Genomic DNA, 19438 nt, shown 5'->3' with positions numbered 1-19438 from the left:
ATATTAGGCTATCAGCAAATTACAGCCGCGAATGTCCGACTGGTCAAAGCGGCCCAATACCTCAAAGGAGCCATCAGCGTAAATCCGGCCCAAATCCTGTGTGGCAATAAAGGCACAGGAGTTTATATTTGCCAGGTCAATAACGCTGATACCGCCTGTCTTATTAGTTTGTAACGTGCTCAGCGGATCGTTAGTATCGCGGATAATGATCTTCATCCAAGGGGGGCAATTAAAAATACCATCACCTTTGGAGTAGGCTTGTGACAGCAGTTCGGTCATTCCATATTCAGAATGGATGTGTTTTACACCAAAGCCTTTACCTAAAATATCATGCAATTCCTCGCGGATCATCTCTTTTCTGCGGCCTTTCATACCGCCGGTTTCCATTACAACAAGCTCAGGAAAGTTAACCTGGTAGTTTTCAATAAAATCGAGCAAACCGAAAGTTACGCCTATTAAAAGCGTAGGCTTCCCGACCGCCTGTTGCTTTTTAAGCTGATGAAACAGCTCGTCGTGATTATACAAAAAGAAGCCACTATCAGGATTATTTGATTGCTTTATAAGGTCATCAACCATATAAATGAGCGATGAGCCTTCGCGTTCCAAGTAGGAGGGGAGCAGGGCTAAAACGGTATAATCCCTGATATCGCCATAAAAGAGCTCGAATGCATTACGAAAACTATCCTCGTACCAGGATGGGTCTGTTACCCTATGGCTGCTGGTGATCATGCCGGTAGTGCCCGAACTGGTGAACGTAACCTCAACCGGTTCATCTGTACTTAATACAGTATGCGATTTAAAAAACTCAATAGGTAGAAATGGGATCTGTTGGTAAGATATAACTGATGCCGGATCAATTTTTAATCCCTCAGTAAACTGCCTGTAAACCGGGTTATGCTTTGCCTGGTAATTGAAAACCTGCAAGGCGGTTGCGTTAAATTGCTCTTCGGTACTGATAGAAAATACCTGCTGTTTACCGGGTTTGTTCATTGGGGGCAAAGATAAGAATTTAGAATATGCAGATGTGCGGATTTCAGATGTGCAGATTATCTGGACCGGGATTAAATGGATTTTTCAGATTAATTTTTATCAGCTGTTATCCTTCATGTATCTGACGAATCCTTTAATCCCCAAAATCATGGTTCAAACACCGCAAGTTTCGGGTTGAAGTACTTCGTTCGCCACCCGACCTTTGGCGTATCAAAAACAATAATCATGAACACATTTAAAATTGTACCCCTGCCCAAATCATTTGCACAAAAAATAAGGACTACCATGACTGACGACTTTGGAGGCGAAGTGGTTGAACAGTTAGCCACCGGGCTTGGGCCCTGCCGGGTTTCGCTTAAACCGTTTGAACGTAATGTTGATAAGCGCCTTTTATTGAAACATTCACCTTTTGAAATTGAAAATGCCTATAACCAACCGGGGCCGGTTTTTATCAATGCTGCGGATGTTGAAGAATATAGCGATATCTATCGCTTCCCGCCCGAAATTAAGGCTAACAAAAAAAGTTTTCCGCTGTCGCTGATTGGTTACAGCAAGGCACAGCAAATGGTTTTAACCCGGCTTGTTGGTGATGCCGATGTGGATGAACTGATATCTGAAATATTTGCCGAAAATGCTCATGTTGAATATTTGCATGCCAGAAATGCACAGGCATGCTGTTTTATATGCAAAATTGAGCGTGTTTGACTTTGAGATTACATAAAATTAAAAAACAAGTACGTGTTTTGGGGGTTATTTTAGTATAGAAGCAGATAACAATTAATCATATTAACCATCCATCCCCATGAAAACATTAAAATTTTTGAGACTCCCGGTTTTGTTAGGTCTCTTTTTTGTAATGATATCGGCAAAACCTGCCGATGACGACAGTAAGCAAACGGAGCGCATCCATAACGCGTCAAATGTGCTGAAAGAGTTTGCCAAGATGAAGGAAAGTATCCCTCATCAGTTATTGGAAGAATACGAAGGTATTGTGATCATCCCGAAAATGATCAACGCCGGTTTTGGTATTGGCGGTAAACGCGGGAAAGGTGTAGCTATGGTAAAATTAGGTAACGGCAAATGGAGCGACCCTGTATTTGTTACCTTAACGGGCGGTAGCTTCGGTTTACAGATTGGCGTGCAATCGGTGGATCTGGTATTGGTGTTCCGTAACAAAGGCGTGCTGACCAAAGTTAAAAACGGCGATTTTACTATCGGCGGCGATATTTCGGCAGCGGCAGGCCCGGTTGGCCGCAGTTCAACAGCAAGTACCGACTATAAACTGCAGGCCGAGGTTTATTCTTATTCGCGCAGCAAAGGCTTATTTGCGGGTATAAGCATTAACGGTTCAAACCTTGGTATAGATAAAGACTCAAACGCCGCTTACTATGGTGCAAAAGCAACCTCACAGGATATTTTTGCCCAGGCAACCAGCCCTACCGAAGCAGTTAAAACATTAAAAGAAACATTGGCTTCGTTTTAATTAAAAACGTATCCGTAACAAAAATGCCCGTGCTTTTTAGCCGGGCATTTTTTGTTTTAATGCTTTTGAAATGCCCGCTTGAGCAATAAGCCCGAAAGCGCCGACATCCCGCCAACCAAGCCACCTAAAACACCTGTTACTACCAGTATATAGGCCCAGCCGGGTAAATGAAATAAGTGGGCTATCCTGGTAGCCATGATGTGATCATTAGGAACGCTTTTAAAAAGTGCTAATACTACCCACACAATTAAAACGGCTACAAATGCCTGCCAAAAGGAACTTTTTGCTGTGGTGCCTATAAAAAGTGCTGTTAAAAAAGAGATGACGGCAACTATCCACCAGGGCAAAAAATATCCGCTGGCAAATGAAAGGATAAGTATGATGAGGAATAACATATTGCTATTATTTACCGGTTAATGTGTACGTTGATTTAATGCGGGGCGATTGTTCACTGGCCGATTGCATGAAAAGAAGTTCTTTCAATTTACCTTCATTCCAAGTTTTGAACATATCGTTGTAAAAGAAACTGCCGGGGTTACCTGATTCACCACCGGGGAAAATACCGTAGCCTTTTACCTTTGGCCCCATTTGTACTACCATACGCCACGATGGGCCATGGTTATCATTTAAAGCGTTAACGGTTGAGCCTGTGCCGTCCGACTCAAAATTTCCTGAGCTAAAAGCCGGCTGGCGCGATAGGCTGGCAATGTCCATTTTTTTATATTTTCCCCATCGCCAGTTTGCCCCTGGTTTTCTGCATCGGCTGGTAATTTCTTTTACTGCAGCTGCAAAAGCTCTATTAACTATATCTGACGCTGTTTCCTTTGCCGGTGTGCGGATGTCATCAAACCATTTGGAACCGGGTTCCTTTAATAGCAATCGTTCGGTACGGTCCATTGATGGGAAGTTGTTTTGCAGGTTCTTATCTGCAAAATCATCGGCCCATATAGCATTATACAGCTGCGACCACCAATCGCCAAATACAGTAGCGCCTATTGAATTGGCCGAAACGTTTTTGTTCCACTTGATAACCTCATGGTATGCAAAAAGTTGCGTAGCATCAAGTTTGGTCGGATCAATGTATTTAAGCATAGCTGGTAAAATATCCTGTGCCCGGATGCTGTACACATCGGTTTGCAGGATGCGCATACTGTCTACAGTAGCTTTGGTCATAACCGACAGCCTATCGTTAATACGTTTGCCGCGTTCGTACGATGCAAAAGACCAATCGATATAATATGGATAAGTAGGATCTGTTGATGATTGATTAGCCGAACTTACAAAACCGCGCGGCGGATTTTTAACTGTGGGGTCATGTTCAAATGGTATCCAACCATGCCAGTCATCGGCAGGATCAGTGCCGTCTAAAATAAATTTACCCTGATCTTTGTATTTAAGCGGATACTTACCGTTGGGAGTAATGGCAATATCATCTTTGCTGGCAAAAACAAAATTTGATGCCGGGGCGCTGAAAAAGGTAAGTGCTTTGCGGTAGTCGTCATAATTTTTGCCTGTGTTGAGCAGGTACATAGCCATGAGTTCGTTTGATGGCTCATGCGCTATCCATCGCAGCGAATGCCCTACAGGAACAAAATCTGCCCCGTCGGATTTTTGGACATCATTTTGATAAACAACCGGACCGTGATGGGTATAAACAACCGTATCATAAACTGGCTTTTGGCCAAGCACATCAATTTTTTCTATGCGGCGTGTGGTTTTATTCCATTGGTTGTTATACCAGTATTCGTCCATTTTTGCGTCTCTGAATTTTTCCTGGTACCAGTCCAATACATCAGCATCAACATTGGTAATGCCCCAACTGATATTATTGTTAAACCCTAAAATAACGCAGGGAGCCCCCGGTAACGATACACCATAAACATTTATGCCCGGAGCAGAAAGCTGTATTTGGTACCAGATAGAAGGCAAAGTAAGGTTAAGGTGCGGATCATTAGCCAAAATAGGATAGCCACTTGCTGTTTTACTGCCGGCTACTGCCCAGTTATTGCTACCTATACCTTCAACACGGGGCCTGGTATTGGCACTGTCGGTCATACTGGCCAAAAAATGTGCGGACGGTTGGGGGATAGGCAGGGGTTTAAAATAATCCCATTTTGTTCCTACCGGGATAATTGGATCCTCGTGCATAGGATAATCCGGGAAGAGATCATTGGTAGTAGCCGGGCCAAATTTCCGTAGAATGTTGGTCATGGCAAATTCATTTGAACCACCGGCCAATGTTTCAGACATCAGCTTGAGTAAAAATGCGCAGTTGACAGGCTTCCAGTCTTCAGGAGCATAGTTAAGCAGCTTAAACTCTATAGGGTAATCTCTTGGGCTTAGCTGGTGAATGTAACTGTTAATACCATCGGTATAAGCCAGTATCATCTCCCTGATTACTGGGTCGGCCATCATTGCTTTTATTGTTTTTTCAGCACCGTAAACCATGCCCATTCGGCGGTGATAGCGGTCAATATCCAGTACTTTGGGGCCAATAACTTCGGCCAGCCTGCCTGCAGCCTGGCGGGTTTGGATATCCATCTGCCATAAACGATCGGTAGCGGTCATGTAGCCCTGGGCAAAATACAGGTCGTGCTTATTCTCAGCAAAAATGTGCGGGATGTGGTTCTCATCAAACTTAATGGTAACCTTACCTTGCAGGCCTTTAAGTTTCAGATCACGGGTTAGCAAAATGTTTTTACTTTCTGCGTTTTGCCAAAAACCATCGGCCGGACTCAAAAATTTCCCCAATGGCGGCACAACGCCTAATTTGGTTTGCAGTGCCCATATGAGCAGTAATGTTAAAAATATGGATATGAATGCCTTTGTAAACTTCATTGTTGGTGATATGCCCCTAAAGTTAACCATTTAGGCTGCATATTCAAGCTTTGGCTTACGCTTATGGTAATGTTTTTTAGGTTTCTGTGTTTGAAGTGAATCTGTTTTGGGTTGTTTCTTTTCCCTGCGGAAATCCCAGGGAGGGGTAGGGTTCGCATCCTGCCATAAGCCAAGTTTATTTGTACGGGCCTGTTGCTCCAGGGTGGACAGTTCGGAGTTTTTGGAGTAGGCTTTGTATTGCCAGGCATAACCGTTTTTTACCAATGCATAATTTACGTTGGTGCCGTCGGTAAGCACAACCTGTGCCACGGTACGGCCATAGCGGTCACGCTCATTGCCGACTAATTTCACTTCTTTGCCAAAGCACAGGTCGGAAGTGAATTTTTTAGCTGCCTGTCCAAAGGCCTGTGATTTTTCGGGGCAATCAATCTCGGCAAGCCTGACGGTAAGCTGCTGATTGTCGCTGGTAAGTAAACCTAACGTATCGCCGTCTTTCACTTTAACAACTTTATAAATATCAGCATCGGGTTGTTTGGTGTTGTTGGGATTACAGCCCCATAAAATCAAAAGAACAAACAGAAGGGCGGAGTACTTTTTTAGCATGCGATTTTAATGTGCAGATTCCAGATGTGCAAATATGCAGATTGATGTGCAAATTTCAGATGTGCAAATGTGCAGATGAATTTATTGAAGTGCGGATTTCAGACATAAATGATTAGTAAATCTATAATTTGAATTTTCCTACATCTGCACATTTGTAATTTGCACATCTGGAATCTGCCATCTGAAGTTAATTACTTTCCATGCAAACTCAGCGAATTGCCGTCCGGATCTTTAACTGTTGCAAACCTGCCCCATGGTGTTTTTTCAGCATCGGCCACTTCAAGGCCTTTTGCTCTTAGCTCTTCTATTTCTTTGTCCAGATCGTCGGTTTTAATTACAAAACCGCGTACACTGCCTGCGGGCATTTCCGGGAACCAGTTTACCAGTGTGATGGAAACCGGCGAGCCGGGGAATGACATCTGGATCCAGGTTTGATTTTCAAAATTGGCTTCAACCATAATCTCGAAACCTAATTTCAGGTAAAAGGATTTGGCTGCCTGCTGATCGGTTACAGGAATGGAAATAATTTCGATAGATTTCATTTGTTTAGCGTTGATGGTTTATATCGGTTAGGTTTAACCCGCGTTGAATGTCGAACTTATCTTTGAAATATCACAGCAATAAGAAATATTTTTTATATCGATACCGTCCCATTTTTTGGAAATTGAACCTGAGCTTTAAAGTATAATTAGCCGGTTTTATCAAAGGGGTAAAAAAAATGCCGCTGTTTTTAAACAGCGGCAAAAAGCTATGGATAGTTTTATGGTATTTAACTATAGTGTTTATAAAGCAGGTACACAATTGCGGCAATTATTGCAACGCCGATAACGATATAAACAGGCTGCGATTTTTTGCTGCCCGAACCGTCAACTTTAACGTTACCGGTACGCTTGAGCACCCCCCAACCGCTTAACTCGCCTTTTAATGCTTTTCTCAGTGATTTAAACAGTACGTAGTACATCAGCTGCCTCCACATAAAACGCTGCGGAATAATGTAGACGAGCTTTTTGTAGTCCTCTTTTTCCATGCGGAAAGCAATGATACCTACAATGAAATCAACCACCACAAAGGCTACATAATAAAGCAGCATCTTCTCCGGTTTTTCGCCAAATAGGGCAAATAGCATCATCAAATCTGCCAGGGGAGAGAATAGCGGTAATATGATCTGGAAAATCAGGATGTTAGGCATCCCCACCATTCCAAAAAACTTGTACTTTTTGTTAAACAGTGCGTCGCGGTTTTTCCAGAAGCTCTGCATTACGCCAAAGCTCCAGCGGAAACGCTGTTTAAGCAACATGTTTATTGTTTCAGGCGCTTCGGTATAAGCAACGGCTTCGGCACAGTTACGTACCACGTAGCCTTGTTTCAGAATACGCATAGTCAAATCGCAATCCTCGGCAAGGGTGTCATAGGTAAAACCGCCCGCACGGAAAATGGCCGATTTACGGAATGCCCCGATAGCTCCTGGTACAACCGTAATGCTGTTGATAAGGTCAAATGCACGGCGGTCCATGTTTTGCGCGGTGATATACTCTATCGACTGCCAGCGGGTAATGATATTGGTTTCGTTACCAACTTTAACTGTTCCGGCTACTGCACCTATTTCCTCATCGGTAAAGTAGGTCATCAGTTGATAAACAGCATCAGTTTTGAGCTGGGTATCGGCGTCAATACAAACCACAAAATCATTTTGCGCATGGGTGATACCGAAGTTTAATGCTGATGCCTTGCCGCCGTTTGGTTTGGTTAATATTTTGATAAGCGGATTACCTTTATAGGCAGCTTCTACAACCTCAAAGGTTTTATCTTTTGATCCGTCATCAACAAAAATGATCTCGAATGATGGATAATCGGTTTTAAGCAAGCTTTGTATTGTGGCAACTGCATTCACTTCCTCGTTGTAGGCCGGCACAATAATGCTCACAGCAGGCATTACGTCGGTGTCACGATTGAGCTTTTTAGATTTTTGATCTACGCTTCGCTGCCTTACAGCTAAAATACCTATAAGCACAATACGGCCAATAGCCAGGAAGATAGCCGAAAGGAATACATAGATCAAAGCCCAGTTAATGTAGTAATAACCGTGGATAAAGACATCATAAGCCGGACCGAAAATACCGGTGCTTGGATCTGGTTTGATTGGCGGCATCAGGTCATCTTTGGTTTTACCAAGCACATCGGCAATGGTGGTGAACTGGTAACCGTGCGATTTAAAGTAATGGATGATCTCTGGCAGGGCCTTAACAGTTTCTTCGCGGGTATCACCGCCGGCATCGTGCAGCAATATCATCGATCCGTTATCTTTTTGCCTGATGGTGCGGGCAATGATACTATCGGCAGTTACGCCGGGCTGCCAGTCCCACGGGTCGATAGATTCGCCGATGGTGATATAGCTTTGACGGCGGCTTTCAGCAACCGGGATAACTTCTGCAAGGGTTTGCGGTTCGGCATCGGCATTAAACGGCGGGCGGAACAAAATCGTGCTTCTACCGGTTACCGATTCAATAAGCTTACGGGTAGAGTTAAGCTCCAATATCACCCTTTTTAAGCTGATGGTCGAGATATCGGGGTGGAAGAAGGTGTGGTTACCGATTTCGTAGCCTTCCTCATATTCACGGCGCAGCAGCTGCATATTCTTTTCGGCCATAGAGCCAACTACAAAGAATGCGGCGGGTACTTTTTCGGCTTTAAGGATATCTAAAATGCGCGGGGTAAAATCAGGATCGGGTCCGTCGTCAAAAGTCAAAACTACTTTTTTAGGGGCATAACCATACCTGCGGATTACATATTTAGTTGGTAATTTTATATAGTGCTGATCGAGAATTGTAAATGTGGAGGTATCCATTTTTACATTGATCTCGCCGGTGGTAGGTGTTGTGATGAGGTCAAGTACCTCGCCATCGCCGTCGTAATCAACATTTACCCGGTTGTTCAAACCCACAGATGTAAGTTTGCGCATGTCGATACCTGTTTTTCTCAAAGAATCTATCGACAGGTTTTTCTGGAAAAATGTCCACAAGCGCGGATCTTCGGCACCTAAACGCCATAAAGCCACACCTCCGGTAGCCCAGTCATCGGCCATGCGGATCACGTTAAAGTTTGTTGCCGCATCGGTAAAGTAAATGGTATGGTCAAGGCTGTCCTTGTCCATATAAGTGAAGTGTAAATTGGCCGAATTAGGGTCAAAAGTTATCTTGCTTTTTTGTTCCTCAGCGGTACTTATCGCCTGCTGATAGCCAATGGTTTTACCTACACTACCCTCCGGCCAGTCATAGGCGCCGCCTGCAAAAGTTAAGATTATTTTCTCTGACGGTACTTTTGAACAAACATCATCCAAAATTTGTTCAACCCAGCGCTGATTTGAAAGATCGCCGGCATTTGTAGCTTCGTAATGCTCATCAATAGCCATGATGAACAGGAAATCATTTACATGCTGAAGTCTTTTAATGTCAAAAGCTTCATCTTCGGGCACTACGTTTTGCGTAACCAGGAAGCCTTTAGTATGAAGGGTATTATAAAGCTCGTTTTGAAAAGCAATGTAATTTTTACTGTTGCGATCGCGCAGTTCATCAAAATCAACATTAATGCCTTTTAATTTATTTTTGGTAAGCGCGTTAACTATGCTATTGATGAAATTACCGCGAAGGGTTTTACTGTTAACAATCCGATCAACATCTTTAGTATCGTATCCGCCGTGGGCGTTGTCATAGTTTACATAGTTTGAAAGCGATACAACAATAGGCTTGTTGTACTTTTTATTGAGGTTCATGAGCCCGGTATCGAGCTTGGTGATCACCGTATCTGTTTTTGGCGCTATAAAAAAGCCTTCGCTCACTACCATATCCAGGTGGGCAATGTTCACTACCAGCGAATTATAGGCCTGCGGTTCCCACGCGCGGTAAAAAGCGGCGTTGATGCGGTCTTTATTATTGGGTTGCTTAAGCTGGTGTAATCTTTTTGCCCGTTCAAGTGCTTCAATTTCAGATTTTTGTATTCTGAATGATTTAAATTTAGTTGATTTTTTTAATTGTTCAAGCTCCTCTTTGGTCATCTTTTTGGGAGCAGGATTAAGATTGGGGAGTTCGGGGTAGTAGGTTGAGCGGATAGTTACAATTACAGCTATAATACCAATAACCAATGCAGCCAGTAGTACGCGGCTTAGCCATTTAAAACGGTTCCACCTACCGGGATTATCAGCCTGAAAAACTTGCTTGCTTGATGACATTAAGAAAAATTACTTTATTAAAAGTATAGGTTACTTATGAAGATTGTATGAAATGGGAATATAGCATTATTTGGCGGTTTTTCCAGGTTCGATACCCGAAAAATCGACACCGCATTTGCAATTGCCGCCACAGCTTTTTTTAGTAGTGAGTGCCCGGTACATCATACGGCCGATGTAAAAAACAGCGCCTGCAAAAAGTATCGCGATAATGATGATTTGCATATTCATAAAGACAAAATTAAACATTATTTAATATATACGTACAGACAGGGTAATTAGTGTAAAGTTTAACCGGGCATAAAAGCAATTGTGCCGCCAACCCAATCGTAATCCTTGTTATAACGTACGCCTATCATTTTTCCGCGGCTTAAGCGCGCAAGATTAATGGCAAGCGTAGGCTTTTCATCCCCATCGGGCCAAAGGTAAAGTAACCTGATCTCAGCTTTTACACCACCCTCAGGCGATTGTACAACAGGCTCATAATTTACCTTTTGCTGTAAGATCCAGTTGTCAGGATCGGTAATGGCCGTAATGTCTTCCTTACTAATATCAATAATTACCCCCTGACCTGCAAAAGAGAACAACGGTTTAAGTACATAGTTTTCCAAATCGACAGGGATTTGCTCTAACTGGTGCAAAAACTGCGTTTGGGGGATGTAATCACCCGTTAAAAAAGGCATGGTGAATTTGCTGACGCGATAAAACCAGTTAGGATGAGTGATCCATTCAACCTCAAGGGGCTGCCTGATATCGGCTACTTTGGTGAAGATCTCCGGATCGCCGGCTATCTCATCAAATATTAAACGATTATAAATCCGTTTAATTTGTTTCTTTTCATCGCCTGCTATATAATATAGCTTTTTGCCATCCTGGATCAGATCGCTTAAAGATACCACCGGTGTACCAATATATTTTTGAGTAAGATAGAAATCGACCGCCGTTTTTTGCTCCGGGGCACTCACATCCATCAGTACCACTTCATCGGGTTGGTAAGGGCCGAGAATTGTTTTTTTAAGCAGATCGAGATAACTTTCTTTATTCAATCCACTAAAAAAGATGGTTTCATCAGCAGCGATATCATAAACCTCCCGGAAGGTGTCACCCAGATGTACCTGGAAACCATAAAGGGAAGGGAAGCCCTGTAATTCTATTAGTTTGGGTACGATATTACCCTGCTCATCTTTGCAGATACCAAAGTCTAAAGCGATAAAATGAGGGTGATCATTTTCATTGGCTACACGCCAAAAATCGGGAATAGCACGTTCGGTAATTTCTTTGAAATCGGGCCTCAGGATGGTATCCACGATATCATTACCGGCAGCAACGAGCTTATCACGAAAATCGGCAGTCAAAAAAACAGGTGTTTCTGCTACCCGGAAGGGAACAGGTTCTTTTAAGTCATTATTGAGCTTATCAAGAAATTGGCTGTATTTCTCGTCGCTGAATTTTTCGTTAAATGTTTTTCTGACTGATGGATTCATGATTAGCCCCTCTAAATCTCCCCTGAAGGGGAGACTTTTTTATTACGGTTTATAATTAAAATTATTTAATCTTCTTTAACTTCTAAAAGCCCTCTCCCTTTAGGGGAGGGTTGGGTGGGGCCTACCGCTGCATCCAAAAAATTAGGGATCAGTGTATGCTGGGTATGTGTTATTTTATCCGGATCGTCGAGGCGTTCCAGCATCTCTTTATATTTAACCTCGCCATGCTCGCTGATCACTTCCTGCTTTTTTTCTTCGCGAAGCAACATCCCTTTCATGCCCGCTGCATCTGCTTCGGGGTGGAACTGTGTTGCAAAGAAATAATCGTTATACCTGATGGCCATCATCGCCCTCGGTAAATCAACATGAGGGCGTTCTTTTTCAATCGCAACTAATTGCATGCCTAATTCTTTAAAACGTTTTTCATCGGGATTGATCACCTGCCAGCTGCGCGAATCAACAGCATAAAAAGGTTCGGCCAAACCTTCAAATAGTGGCTCGTTTAACCCGAGATCCGTTTTATTAACCGGCAGCACACCAAATGAGGGTGAGCGGCGCATATTAATATCACCCAGTTTATAATGGCGGCACATCAGCTGAAAAGAATGGCACACGAAGAACACATGTTTTTTGTTGGTATTATTTGACAGGTTATGGTCTTCCAGCTTATTAACCAGGTTAAAGTATTTCTTTTCCCACTCGGTACCCTCAGTTTCCAATGGATTGCCAGGCCCTCCGCTTGATATATAAATATCAAAATTGAGATCGGCCATTTCACATTTACGGCGTACATCAAAGATCTGGTAACTTAAATTCAGATCATGTTCGGTTTTATATCGCTTCAAAATATCCTGGAAGCCGCGCATACCCTCGTTCGCTATCCCATCATACAAATCAAGTATGGCTACTTTTATTTCCGGTTTCATAAGCCCGAGCCCCCTCTAAATCTCCCCCGGTAGGGGAGACTTTTTTGTTTTAACGTTTAAAAATAATTATCCCCTTTTAATTTCCTCCAACTGACAGCAGGTTTTTAAAGCCCTCCCTTCCGGGGAGGGTTTGGGAGGGGCCGGCCTGGCTCCTACAACCCCTTCAAAGTTTGCGAAGTGATATAATCCACTACGTCGGCAAAGTTATTATTTTGCTGGTAAATGGCCAGTTGCCTGTCGGCACCGGTGCCATGCTCCAGGATATTGTGTACATATTGCAGGTCATCGCGAGAGCCAAGCTCATCAACCACATCGTCTACAAAATCAAGTAATTCCAATATCAGCGAGCGGGTATTCACCTCCATTTCCTTGCCAAAATCAATCATTTTACCGTCGATACCGTAACGGGCAGCGCGCCATTTATTTTCGTTAATAAGCGCCCGCGAATAGTTAATGAACTTCATGTTTTGCGCCCGGAGTTTATACAGTTTGGCGCACAGGGCCTGGAATAAAGCGGTAAAAGCAATGGTTTCATCAACCAGCATGGGGCAATCGCAAATGCGGAATTCGATAGTTTCAAAGAAGGGGTGTACACGGATATCCCACCAAATTTTTTTGGCGTTATCAATGCAATTGGTTTTTACCAGCAGCTTAATGTAGCGGTCGTACTCTTCAATACTGCTGAAATAATCGGGGATGCCGGTACGCGGAAATTTGTCAAAAACTTTGGTGCGGAATGATTTAAAACCTGTATTTCGCCCTTCCCAAAACGGCGAATTGGTTGAGAGCGCGTACACATGCGGTAAAAAATAACGCACCTGGTTGGCGATATGAATAGCCATATCCCGCGACTGGATGCCCACATGTACATGCAGACCAAAAATGAGGTTTGAGCGGGCTGCTTCCTGCATCTCATCCACAATTTCGAAATACCTGGGGTTATCAGTAATTAACTGGTGTTGCCAGTGCGAAAAGGGATGTGTGCCCGCAGCACCAATCCGTAAGCCAATGTCTCCGGCCAGTTGCGCCACTGTAGTACGAAGCTTGCTTACTTCTTTACGGGCTTCTTCGGTATTGCGGCAAATATGTGTGCCCACCTCAACTACGGCCTGGTGCATTTCGGCCTTTACCTGGTCTTCGTGGATTTTTTGGGCTGCATCCACAATTCTTTGCTCATGCGATTTGAGTTCCCGCGACACGGGATCAATCACCATAAATTCTTCTTCAACGCCTAAGGTAAATTCGTTCATAATTGGTTGGGGTTAGTACTCTTCTTCTTCAAAACTCCCCTCTTGAGAGGGGGCGCGTTGGGCGGTGTGATGGAAGGGGTGTGTTTCTACACGCGATAACACACCCCTACACCCCTCTCTCAAGAGGGGAATCGCACATACCCTTATTTCTTAGCAGCCTTTTTAGGTTTAGGCGCTGCTTTTTCTTTTACGGCTGCTGCTTTAGCAACCGGCTCCTTCACAGCTGCGGCTTTCGCAACCGGTTCGTTCACCGCAGCAGCTTTTGCAACAGGTGCTTCAATTGCTTTAGCTTTCTTAGCTTTTCCTTCTGCTTCAATAGCATGGTCAACCACAGCTACTGAGACTTCAGCTTTAACGGCTTTTTTAACAGCTGCAACCAACGGTGTTTTAGCTGCCGAGGTTTTTACAAACTCACCCCAGGTAAGGTTGTCCAGGCCATCTTTTTGTTTTTTGGCGCGTTCAATGGCATAATCGGCAGCGGTTTCAACCACCCAGTCAAAGTTTTCCTGGCCTACACTGGTAACTTCGGCATCGGGGGCAGGGTTGCAGAAATCAATAGCATAAGGAATACCATCGCGAACGGCAAACTCAACAGTGTTAAAATCGTAACCTAAATATTGGTTTAATTTTATAACATAATCTTTAACGGTATCCAGCAGTTTTTTAGCTGCCGGTGCTTTACCATGTTCATAACGCAGGTGGTGCGGATTACGTGGCTCGTACTGCATAATGCGCACGTGTTTGCCGCCAATGCAATAGCAGCGGAAGTAATCGTCAAAAACAACCTCTTCCTGCAGCATCATAACATGTTGTTTGGTTTTATCGTATTTGCTGAAAAAATCTTTTTCATTTTCTACTTTGTAAACCTCTTTCCAGCCGCCGCCATCAAAAGGTTTCATGTAGGCCGGGAAACCAACATAATTAAAAATGCCGTTCCAGTCCAAGGGGTAAGCCAGGTTCCGGAAGGATTTGTTAGTAGTATCGTCGGGCAGCTCCTTTGATGGCAGGATCACTGTTTTAGGTACCGGAACCCCTATCTTTACAGCAAGGGCGTTGTTAAAGAATTTTTCATCAGCGCTCCACCAAAATGGGTTGTTGATTACTGCGGTACCGCAAATAGCGGCGTTTTTTAAAGCCGCGCGATAGTAAGGCACATCCTGCGAAATGCGGTCAATGATCACAGCATAGTCAAGCGGTTCGGCCTGCACTACCTTATCAAGTCTTACAAACTCAGCGCTGATGTCTTTTTCTGCCTTTTGGTTCACACGATCAACAAATGCCTGTGGAAACGAATCTTCCTGTCCGAATAAGATACCGATTTTTTTCATGATAGTAGGTGTTTATATGTTTGTTTTTCTTTGGGTTTCTTAATTCACTAACTCACTAATTCATTAATTCAATAATTGGTTATTTAATCGTTGATAAATAATGCGGGAACATTTCGCGCCAGATAGGCCAGTCATGATTGGCAAAAGGGCGGATATCCAGCCAGTGTTTAATGTTTTTTTGTTTTAAAATGTTTGAGAGCTGGATGTTATATCCTTTGCATATGTCATACTCGGATGTACCAAGTACAATGTTCATTTGCCAGAGGTCATGATGATTGCTGCCCGGCAAAAAATCGACCGGGTTGTTATAAAAAATGTCGTCATCATAATAACCATCGGCAAACATTTTAATATCGAAGGCTCCACCCATGGTAAACAAATGCCTTACCTTCTCAGGATGTTTGAACGCGAAATTGGCGGCATGATAGCCCCCAAAACTACAGCCGGCAACGGCTACTTTACCAACGCCTGTTTCATGCATGGCCCAGGGGATAAGTTCATTCATCAGCATACGGTCATACCCGGCATAGGTTTTGGCTCTGTCGGCTGGATGGATGCTTTTGTTATACCAGCTACGGTCATCAATGGTATCGGGGCAGTAAATCTTCACTAAACCATTGTCAACAAACCATTTTACACTTTCGATCAGGCCAAAATCTTTGTTTTGATAGTAGCGGCCTTTGGTGGTAGGAAAAAGTATTACGGGGTAACCACGGTCGCCGAAAACCAGCATTTCGAGGTCGGTGTTGGTGTTTGGAGAGTGCCAGCGGTGAAATTTTTCGGTCAAAGCAGTGTAGTTTTTATAATGATTGTAAGTTAGGAGGTTTGTTTGAAAAAGGCAACAGCCTGATAATATTAATCCTTAGCGGCCAAAAAGTAAAAAGTATAGCTTATTTTTGCGCCCTTAATTTTAATTTAGAAAGAGATGTGCCCGGGCTGGCTTGATACTGAAATGACGATAACCGAACAAGATATAAACATAACTTCTGCATTACTTGGGCGGGAAGTGACTTTAACCATTCTGAAACCCGGGGATAACGATATTGCTGAACCGCTAAACCTGTTGTTGCTTAACGATGGTCAGGAGCTTGAAAACCTGGGACTGAAAAGTACACTCGAAACATTATATAATACCAATCGCCTTAAACCTGTATTGATTGTGGCTATACATGCCGGTGAGAATCGCCTGGACGAATATGGCATTGCCGGTAAACCCGATTTTAAAGGCCGTGGCGCTAAAGCTGATATCTATACACAATTTATAAGAGAAGAATTACTGCCCCAATTAGAGCAATTGACAGGTTTTAATGAATTTGATATAACCGCGTTCGCCGGTTTTTCGCTTGGCGGTTTATCTGCTTTTGACATTGTTTGGAACAACCCTTTGCTGTTTGATAAGGCAGGTGTTTTTTCCGGCTCATTTTGGTGGCGGGGAAAAGACCTTGCTAAAGGTTATACCGATGCAGACAGGCTGATGCACGAGGTAATCAGGCAAACTAAAGCTAAACCGGCTATCAGTGCCTGGCTGCAAACCGGTACCAAAGATGAAACCAGTGATCGGAATAAGAACGGTATTATTGATGCTATTGATGATACCATCGACCTGATCAGGGAGATGGAAGCCCAAGGGTTTAAACGCCCGGAAGAGATTCAATACGTTGAAGTAGTAGGAGGTACCCATGACACTGCTACATGGGGCAAAGCAATGGCCAAGTTTTTGGTTTGGGCTTTTGGGAGATAAGGTATAGTTTTTGTAAATTAGCTTTATTATGGGAACAGGACTAATAGAAAAGAAATTTGAAATATTGCCTGATAATCTTAAGCTTAAGGTGGAAGGTTATATAGACGCGCTTCTTAACGAAAACGGCATAAGTATAAGTAGTTTGAGCGTGTCTGCAAATGAAAAAAGCGACGAACCATTTGTAGTTAAGCCTGGTTTTGGAGGAGGGAAAGGCATATTTGGATATATGGCTGATGACTTTGATGAGCCTTTAGATGATTTTAAAGACTATATGTAATAATGAGTTTATTGCTTGATACCCATGCTTTAATTTGGTTTACAGAAGGTAGTAATAGGCTTTCTACCATGGCAAAGACTCAAATTGAAGGCAGATGGGAAAGTAATTTTGTTAGTATAGTTTCACTTTGGGAAATAGTAATTAAGACAAGCAAGACTAAACTTGAAATAAAGAAGTCTTTTGTGGAAATTAATCAATTCCTTTTGATTAATAACATCCATATCCTCGATGTGAAAATTGATCATCTCAATACATTGCTAATTCTTCCTCATCATCACGGAGATCCTTTTGACCGTCTAATTATCTCGCAGGCTATCTCTGAAAATCTTACCATCATTTCGGCTGATCAGCACTTTAAAGCCTACCCGGTAAGCGTACTTTGGTAAACTCAATGTTAATTCTAAACAATAACCGCTAAACGCTTTATAATCTCATAATTTAACCTTACCTTTGCGCCAAATTTAGAGAGGCATTTTCATGCAAAAAATCAGAAATATTGCGATCATCGCGCACGTTGACCACGGTAAAACTACTTTGGTTGATAAAATCCTGCACAGCTGTGCCATTTTCAGGGACAATGAGCAAACCGGAGAGTTAATACTTGATAACAACGACCTTGAACGTGAGCGTGGTATTACCATCGTTTCAAAAAACGTATCTGTAAGGTATAAAGATGTTAAGATCAACATTATTGATACCCCTGGTCACGCCGATTTTGGTGGCGAGGTTGAGCGTGTATTGAAAATGGCCGATGGTGTATTGTTACTTTGCGACGCTTTTGAAGGTGCTATGCCTCAAACTCGTTTCGTAACTCAAAAAGCTTTGGCTTTAGGCCTTAAGCCAATTGTGGTTGTAAATAAAGTTGATAAAGAGAACTGTCGCCCTGAAGAAGTTTACGAACAAATTTTCGAATTATTCTTCAACCTTGAAGCTACCGAAGAGCAGCTGGATTTCCCGGTTATCTACGGTTCATCAAAACAAGGCTGGATGAGCACAGATTATAAAAAACCAACGGAAGATATCTTCCCGTTGATGGATGCTATATTAGAAAACATTCCACCGGCTCCTATTGCTGAAGGTACACTGCAAATGCAGATCACTTCGTTAGATTATTCTTCTTTCGTAGGTCGTATCGCTATCGGTCGTGTGGCTCGTGGCACTATCAAAGAAAACATGCCTGTATCTTTGGTAAAACGTGATGGTACCATCCAAAAATCAAGGATCAAAGAACTTTACACATTTGAAGGTTTGGGTAAAGTAAAAGCTACAGAAGTAAAATCTGGTGATATCTGCGCTGTAGTAGGTATTGATGGTTTTGACATTGGTGATACTATTGCCGATTTTGAAAACCCTGAACAATTAGAGGTTATCAAAATTGATGAGCCAACAATGAACATGTTGTTCACCATCAATAACTCACCTTTCTTTGGTAAAGAAGGTAAATTTGTTACTTCACGCCACGTGCGCGACCGTCTGTACAAAGAGATGGAGAAAAATCTGGCCTTGAAGGTTGTTGAAACCGAATCGCCTGACTCATACCTGGTTTATGGCCGTGGTATCCTTCACTTGTCGGTATTGATTGAAACTATGCGTCGTGAAGGTTACGAGCTACAGGTAGGTCAGCCACAGGTTATCGTTAAACACATTGATGGTGTTAAATGCGAGCCGGTTGAAACCCTTATAGTTGACGTACCGGGTGATGTTGCCGGTAAAGTAATTGAACTGGTAACACAACGTAAAGGTGACCTGTTGATCATGGAGCCAAAAGGCGATTTGCAGCACTTAGAGTTTGAAATCCCTTCACGTGGTATCATCGGTTTACGTAACAACGTATTGACCGCTACTGCAGGTGAAGCCATCATGGCACACCGCTTTAAAGCTTATGAGCCATGGAAAGGCCCAATCCCTGGCCGTTCAAATGGTGTATTGATCTCGATGGAAAAAGGTAACACAACTGCTTATGCAATTGACAAACTGCAGGATCGTGGCCGTTTCTTCGTTGATCCGGGTGTTGATATTTACGAAGGTCAGATCCTTGGTGAGCACATCCGCGATAACGATTTGGTGATCAACGTTGTTAAAGGTAAACAGTTAACCAACATGCGTGCATCAGGTAGTGATGATAACGTGCGTATTGCACCAGCTATCAAATTCTCATTAGAAGAATCAATGGAGTATATCCAGGCTGATGAATACATCGAAGTTACACCGCAAAGCATGCGTTTACGTAAAATCTACCTAACCGAAAACGAGCGTAAAGTAAACGCTAAAAGGTTTGTTAATCAATAATTGATTA

The 19438-nt window shown here is 43.0% G+C and carries 18 protein-coding genes; 6 read left to right on the top strand and 12 right to left on the bottom strand.

The window, feature by feature from the left end; all coding sequences use genetic code 11:
* Nucleotides 1-3 precede the first annotated feature (3 nt).
* Entirely contained in the window at nucleotides 4-990 is a 987-nt protein-coding gene (locus ACEN9X_RS04535; RefSeq protein ID WP_413669282.1) for an acyl transferase, read from the bottom strand.
* A gap of 225 nt (nucleotides 991-1215) precedes the next feature.
* On the opposite strand from ACEN9X_RS04535, the gene ACEN9X_RS04530 reads away from it, so the two are divergent.
* Both ACEN9X_RS04530 and ACEN9X_RS04525 read left to right on the top strand, forming a co-directional pair.
* Nucleotides 1216-1695, top strand: coding sequence for a DUF1203 domain-containing protein (locus ACEN9X_RS04530; protein ID WP_413669281.1), 480 nt, complete (start codon nucleotides 1216-1218; stop codon nucleotides 1693-1695).
* Between the two features lie 97 nt (nucleotides 1696-1792).
* Nucleotides 1793-2473, top strand: coding sequence for a lipid-binding SYLF domain-containing protein (locus tag ACEN9X_RS04525; RefSeq protein WP_413669280.1), 681 nt, complete (start codon nucleotides 1793-1795; stop codon nucleotides 2471-2473).
* A 56-nt stretch (nucleotides 2474-2529) separates the two neighbouring features.
* Here the strand turns inward: ACEN9X_RS04525 and ACEN9X_RS04520 are convergent, their stop codons facing one another.
* From ACEN9X_RS04520 to ACEN9X_RS04470, 11 genes are all read right to left on the bottom strand, one after another.
* Nucleotides 2530-2868: a hypothetical protein gene (locus tag ACEN9X_RS04520; RefSeq protein ID WP_413669279.1), complete on the bottom strand. Its 339-nt coding sequence runs from the start codon at nucleotides 2866-2868 to the stop codon at nucleotides 2530-2532.
* Between the two features lie 7 nt (nucleotides 2869-2875).
* Complete coding sequence (locus ACEN9X_RS04515) at nucleotides 2876-5311, bottom strand: penicillin acylase family protein (RefSeq protein WP_413669278.1); 2436 nt, start codon at nucleotides 5309-5311, stop codon at nucleotides 2876-2878.
* Nucleotides 5312-5341: 30 nt separating this feature from the next.
* On the bottom strand, nucleotides 5342-5914 hold the full coding sequence (locus ACEN9X_RS04510) for a thermonuclease family protein (protein ID WP_413669277.1): 573 nt from the start codon (nucleotides 5912-5914) through the stop codon (nucleotides 5342-5344).
* Nucleotides 5915-6105: 191 nt separating this feature from the next.
* Nucleotides 6106-6456: a VOC family protein gene (locus ACEN9X_RS04505; protein ID WP_413669276.1), complete on the bottom strand. Its 351-nt coding sequence runs from the start codon at nucleotides 6454-6456 to the stop codon at nucleotides 6106-6108.
* 227 nt (nucleotides 6457-6683) lie between these two features.
* A complete protein-coding gene (locus ACEN9X_RS04500) occupies nucleotides 6684-10139 on the bottom strand; it encodes a glycosyltransferase (protein WP_413669275.1) in 3456 nt (1151 codons plus the stop codon).
* Between the two features lie 66 nt (nucleotides 10140-10205).
* A complete protein-coding gene (locus tag ACEN9X_RS04495; RefSeq protein WP_091218164.1) occupies nucleotides 10206-10367 on the bottom strand; it encodes a FeoB-associated Cys-rich membrane protein in 162 nt (53 codons plus the stop codon).
* 59 nt (nucleotides 10368-10426) lie between these two features.
* The gene (locus tag ACEN9X_RS04490) at nucleotides 10427-11620 is read right to left on the bottom strand and encodes a hypothetical protein (protein ID WP_413669274.1); all 1194 of its coding nucleotides are present in this window, start codon (nucleotides 11618-11620) and stop codon (nucleotides 10427-10429) included.
* Nucleotides 11621-11685: 65 nt separating this feature from the next.
* Nucleotides 11686-12546 (bottom strand): type 1 glutamine amidotransferase, encoded by an 861-nt coding sequence (locus ACEN9X_RS04485; RefSeq protein ID WP_413669273.1) that lies wholly within the window; start codon nucleotides 12544-12546, stop codon nucleotides 11686-11688.
* A gap of 152 nt (nucleotides 12547-12698) precedes the next feature.
* On the bottom strand, nucleotides 12699-13796 hold the full coding sequence (locus ACEN9X_RS04480) for a carboxylate-amine ligase (RefSeq protein WP_413669272.1): 1098 nt from the start codon (nucleotides 13794-13796) through the stop codon (nucleotides 12699-12701).
* Between the two features lie 143 nt (nucleotides 13797-13939).
* Nucleotides 13940-15124: an ATP-grasp domain-containing protein gene (locus tag ACEN9X_RS04475; RefSeq protein ID WP_413669271.1), complete on the bottom strand. Its 1185-nt coding sequence runs from the start codon at nucleotides 15122-15124 to the stop codon at nucleotides 13940-13942.
* A gap of 79 nt (nucleotides 15125-15203) precedes the next feature.
* Entirely contained in the window at nucleotides 15204-15911 is a 708-nt protein-coding gene (locus ACEN9X_RS04470; protein WP_413669270.1) for an alpha/beta fold hydrolase, read from the bottom strand.
* Between the two features lie 165 nt (nucleotides 15912-16076).
* Here ACEN9X_RS04470 and ACEN9X_RS04465 point away from each other — a divergent pair, with 165 nt between their 5' ends.
* From ACEN9X_RS04465 to typA, 4 genes are all read left to right on the top strand, one after another.
* Nucleotides 16077-16865, top strand: coding sequence for an alpha/beta hydrolase (locus ACEN9X_RS04465; RefSeq protein ID WP_413669269.1), 789 nt, complete (start codon nucleotides 16077-16079; stop codon nucleotides 16863-16865).
* Between the two features lie 28 nt (nucleotides 16866-16893).
* A complete protein-coding gene (locus ACEN9X_RS04460; RefSeq protein ID WP_413669268.1) occupies nucleotides 16894-17142 on the top strand; it encodes a DUF2281 domain-containing protein in 249 nt (82 codons plus the stop codon).
* A 2-nt stretch (nucleotides 17143-17144) separates the two neighbouring features.
* Nucleotides 17145-17528 carry a type II toxin-antitoxin system VapC family toxin gene (locus tag ACEN9X_RS04455; protein ID WP_413669267.1) on the top strand — a complete coding sequence of 128 codons (384 nt, stop codon included), beginning with the start codon at nucleotides 17145-17147 and terminating at the stop codon, nucleotides 17526-17528.
* 91 nt (nucleotides 17529-17619) lie between these two features.
* A complete protein-coding gene (typA, locus tag ACEN9X_RS04450; protein ID WP_413669266.1) occupies nucleotides 17620-19431 on the top strand; it encodes a translational GTPase TypA in 1812 nt (603 codons plus the stop codon).
* Nucleotides 19432-19438 lie beyond the last annotated feature (7 nt).

The sequence above is a fragment of the Mucilaginibacter sp. Mucisp86 genome (assembly GCF_047324315.1).
GTDB lineage: Bacteria > Bacteroidota > Bacteroidia > Sphingobacteriales > Sphingobacteriaceae > Mucilaginibacter.
This window is presented reverse-complemented; position numbering and strand designations above follow the sequence as displayed.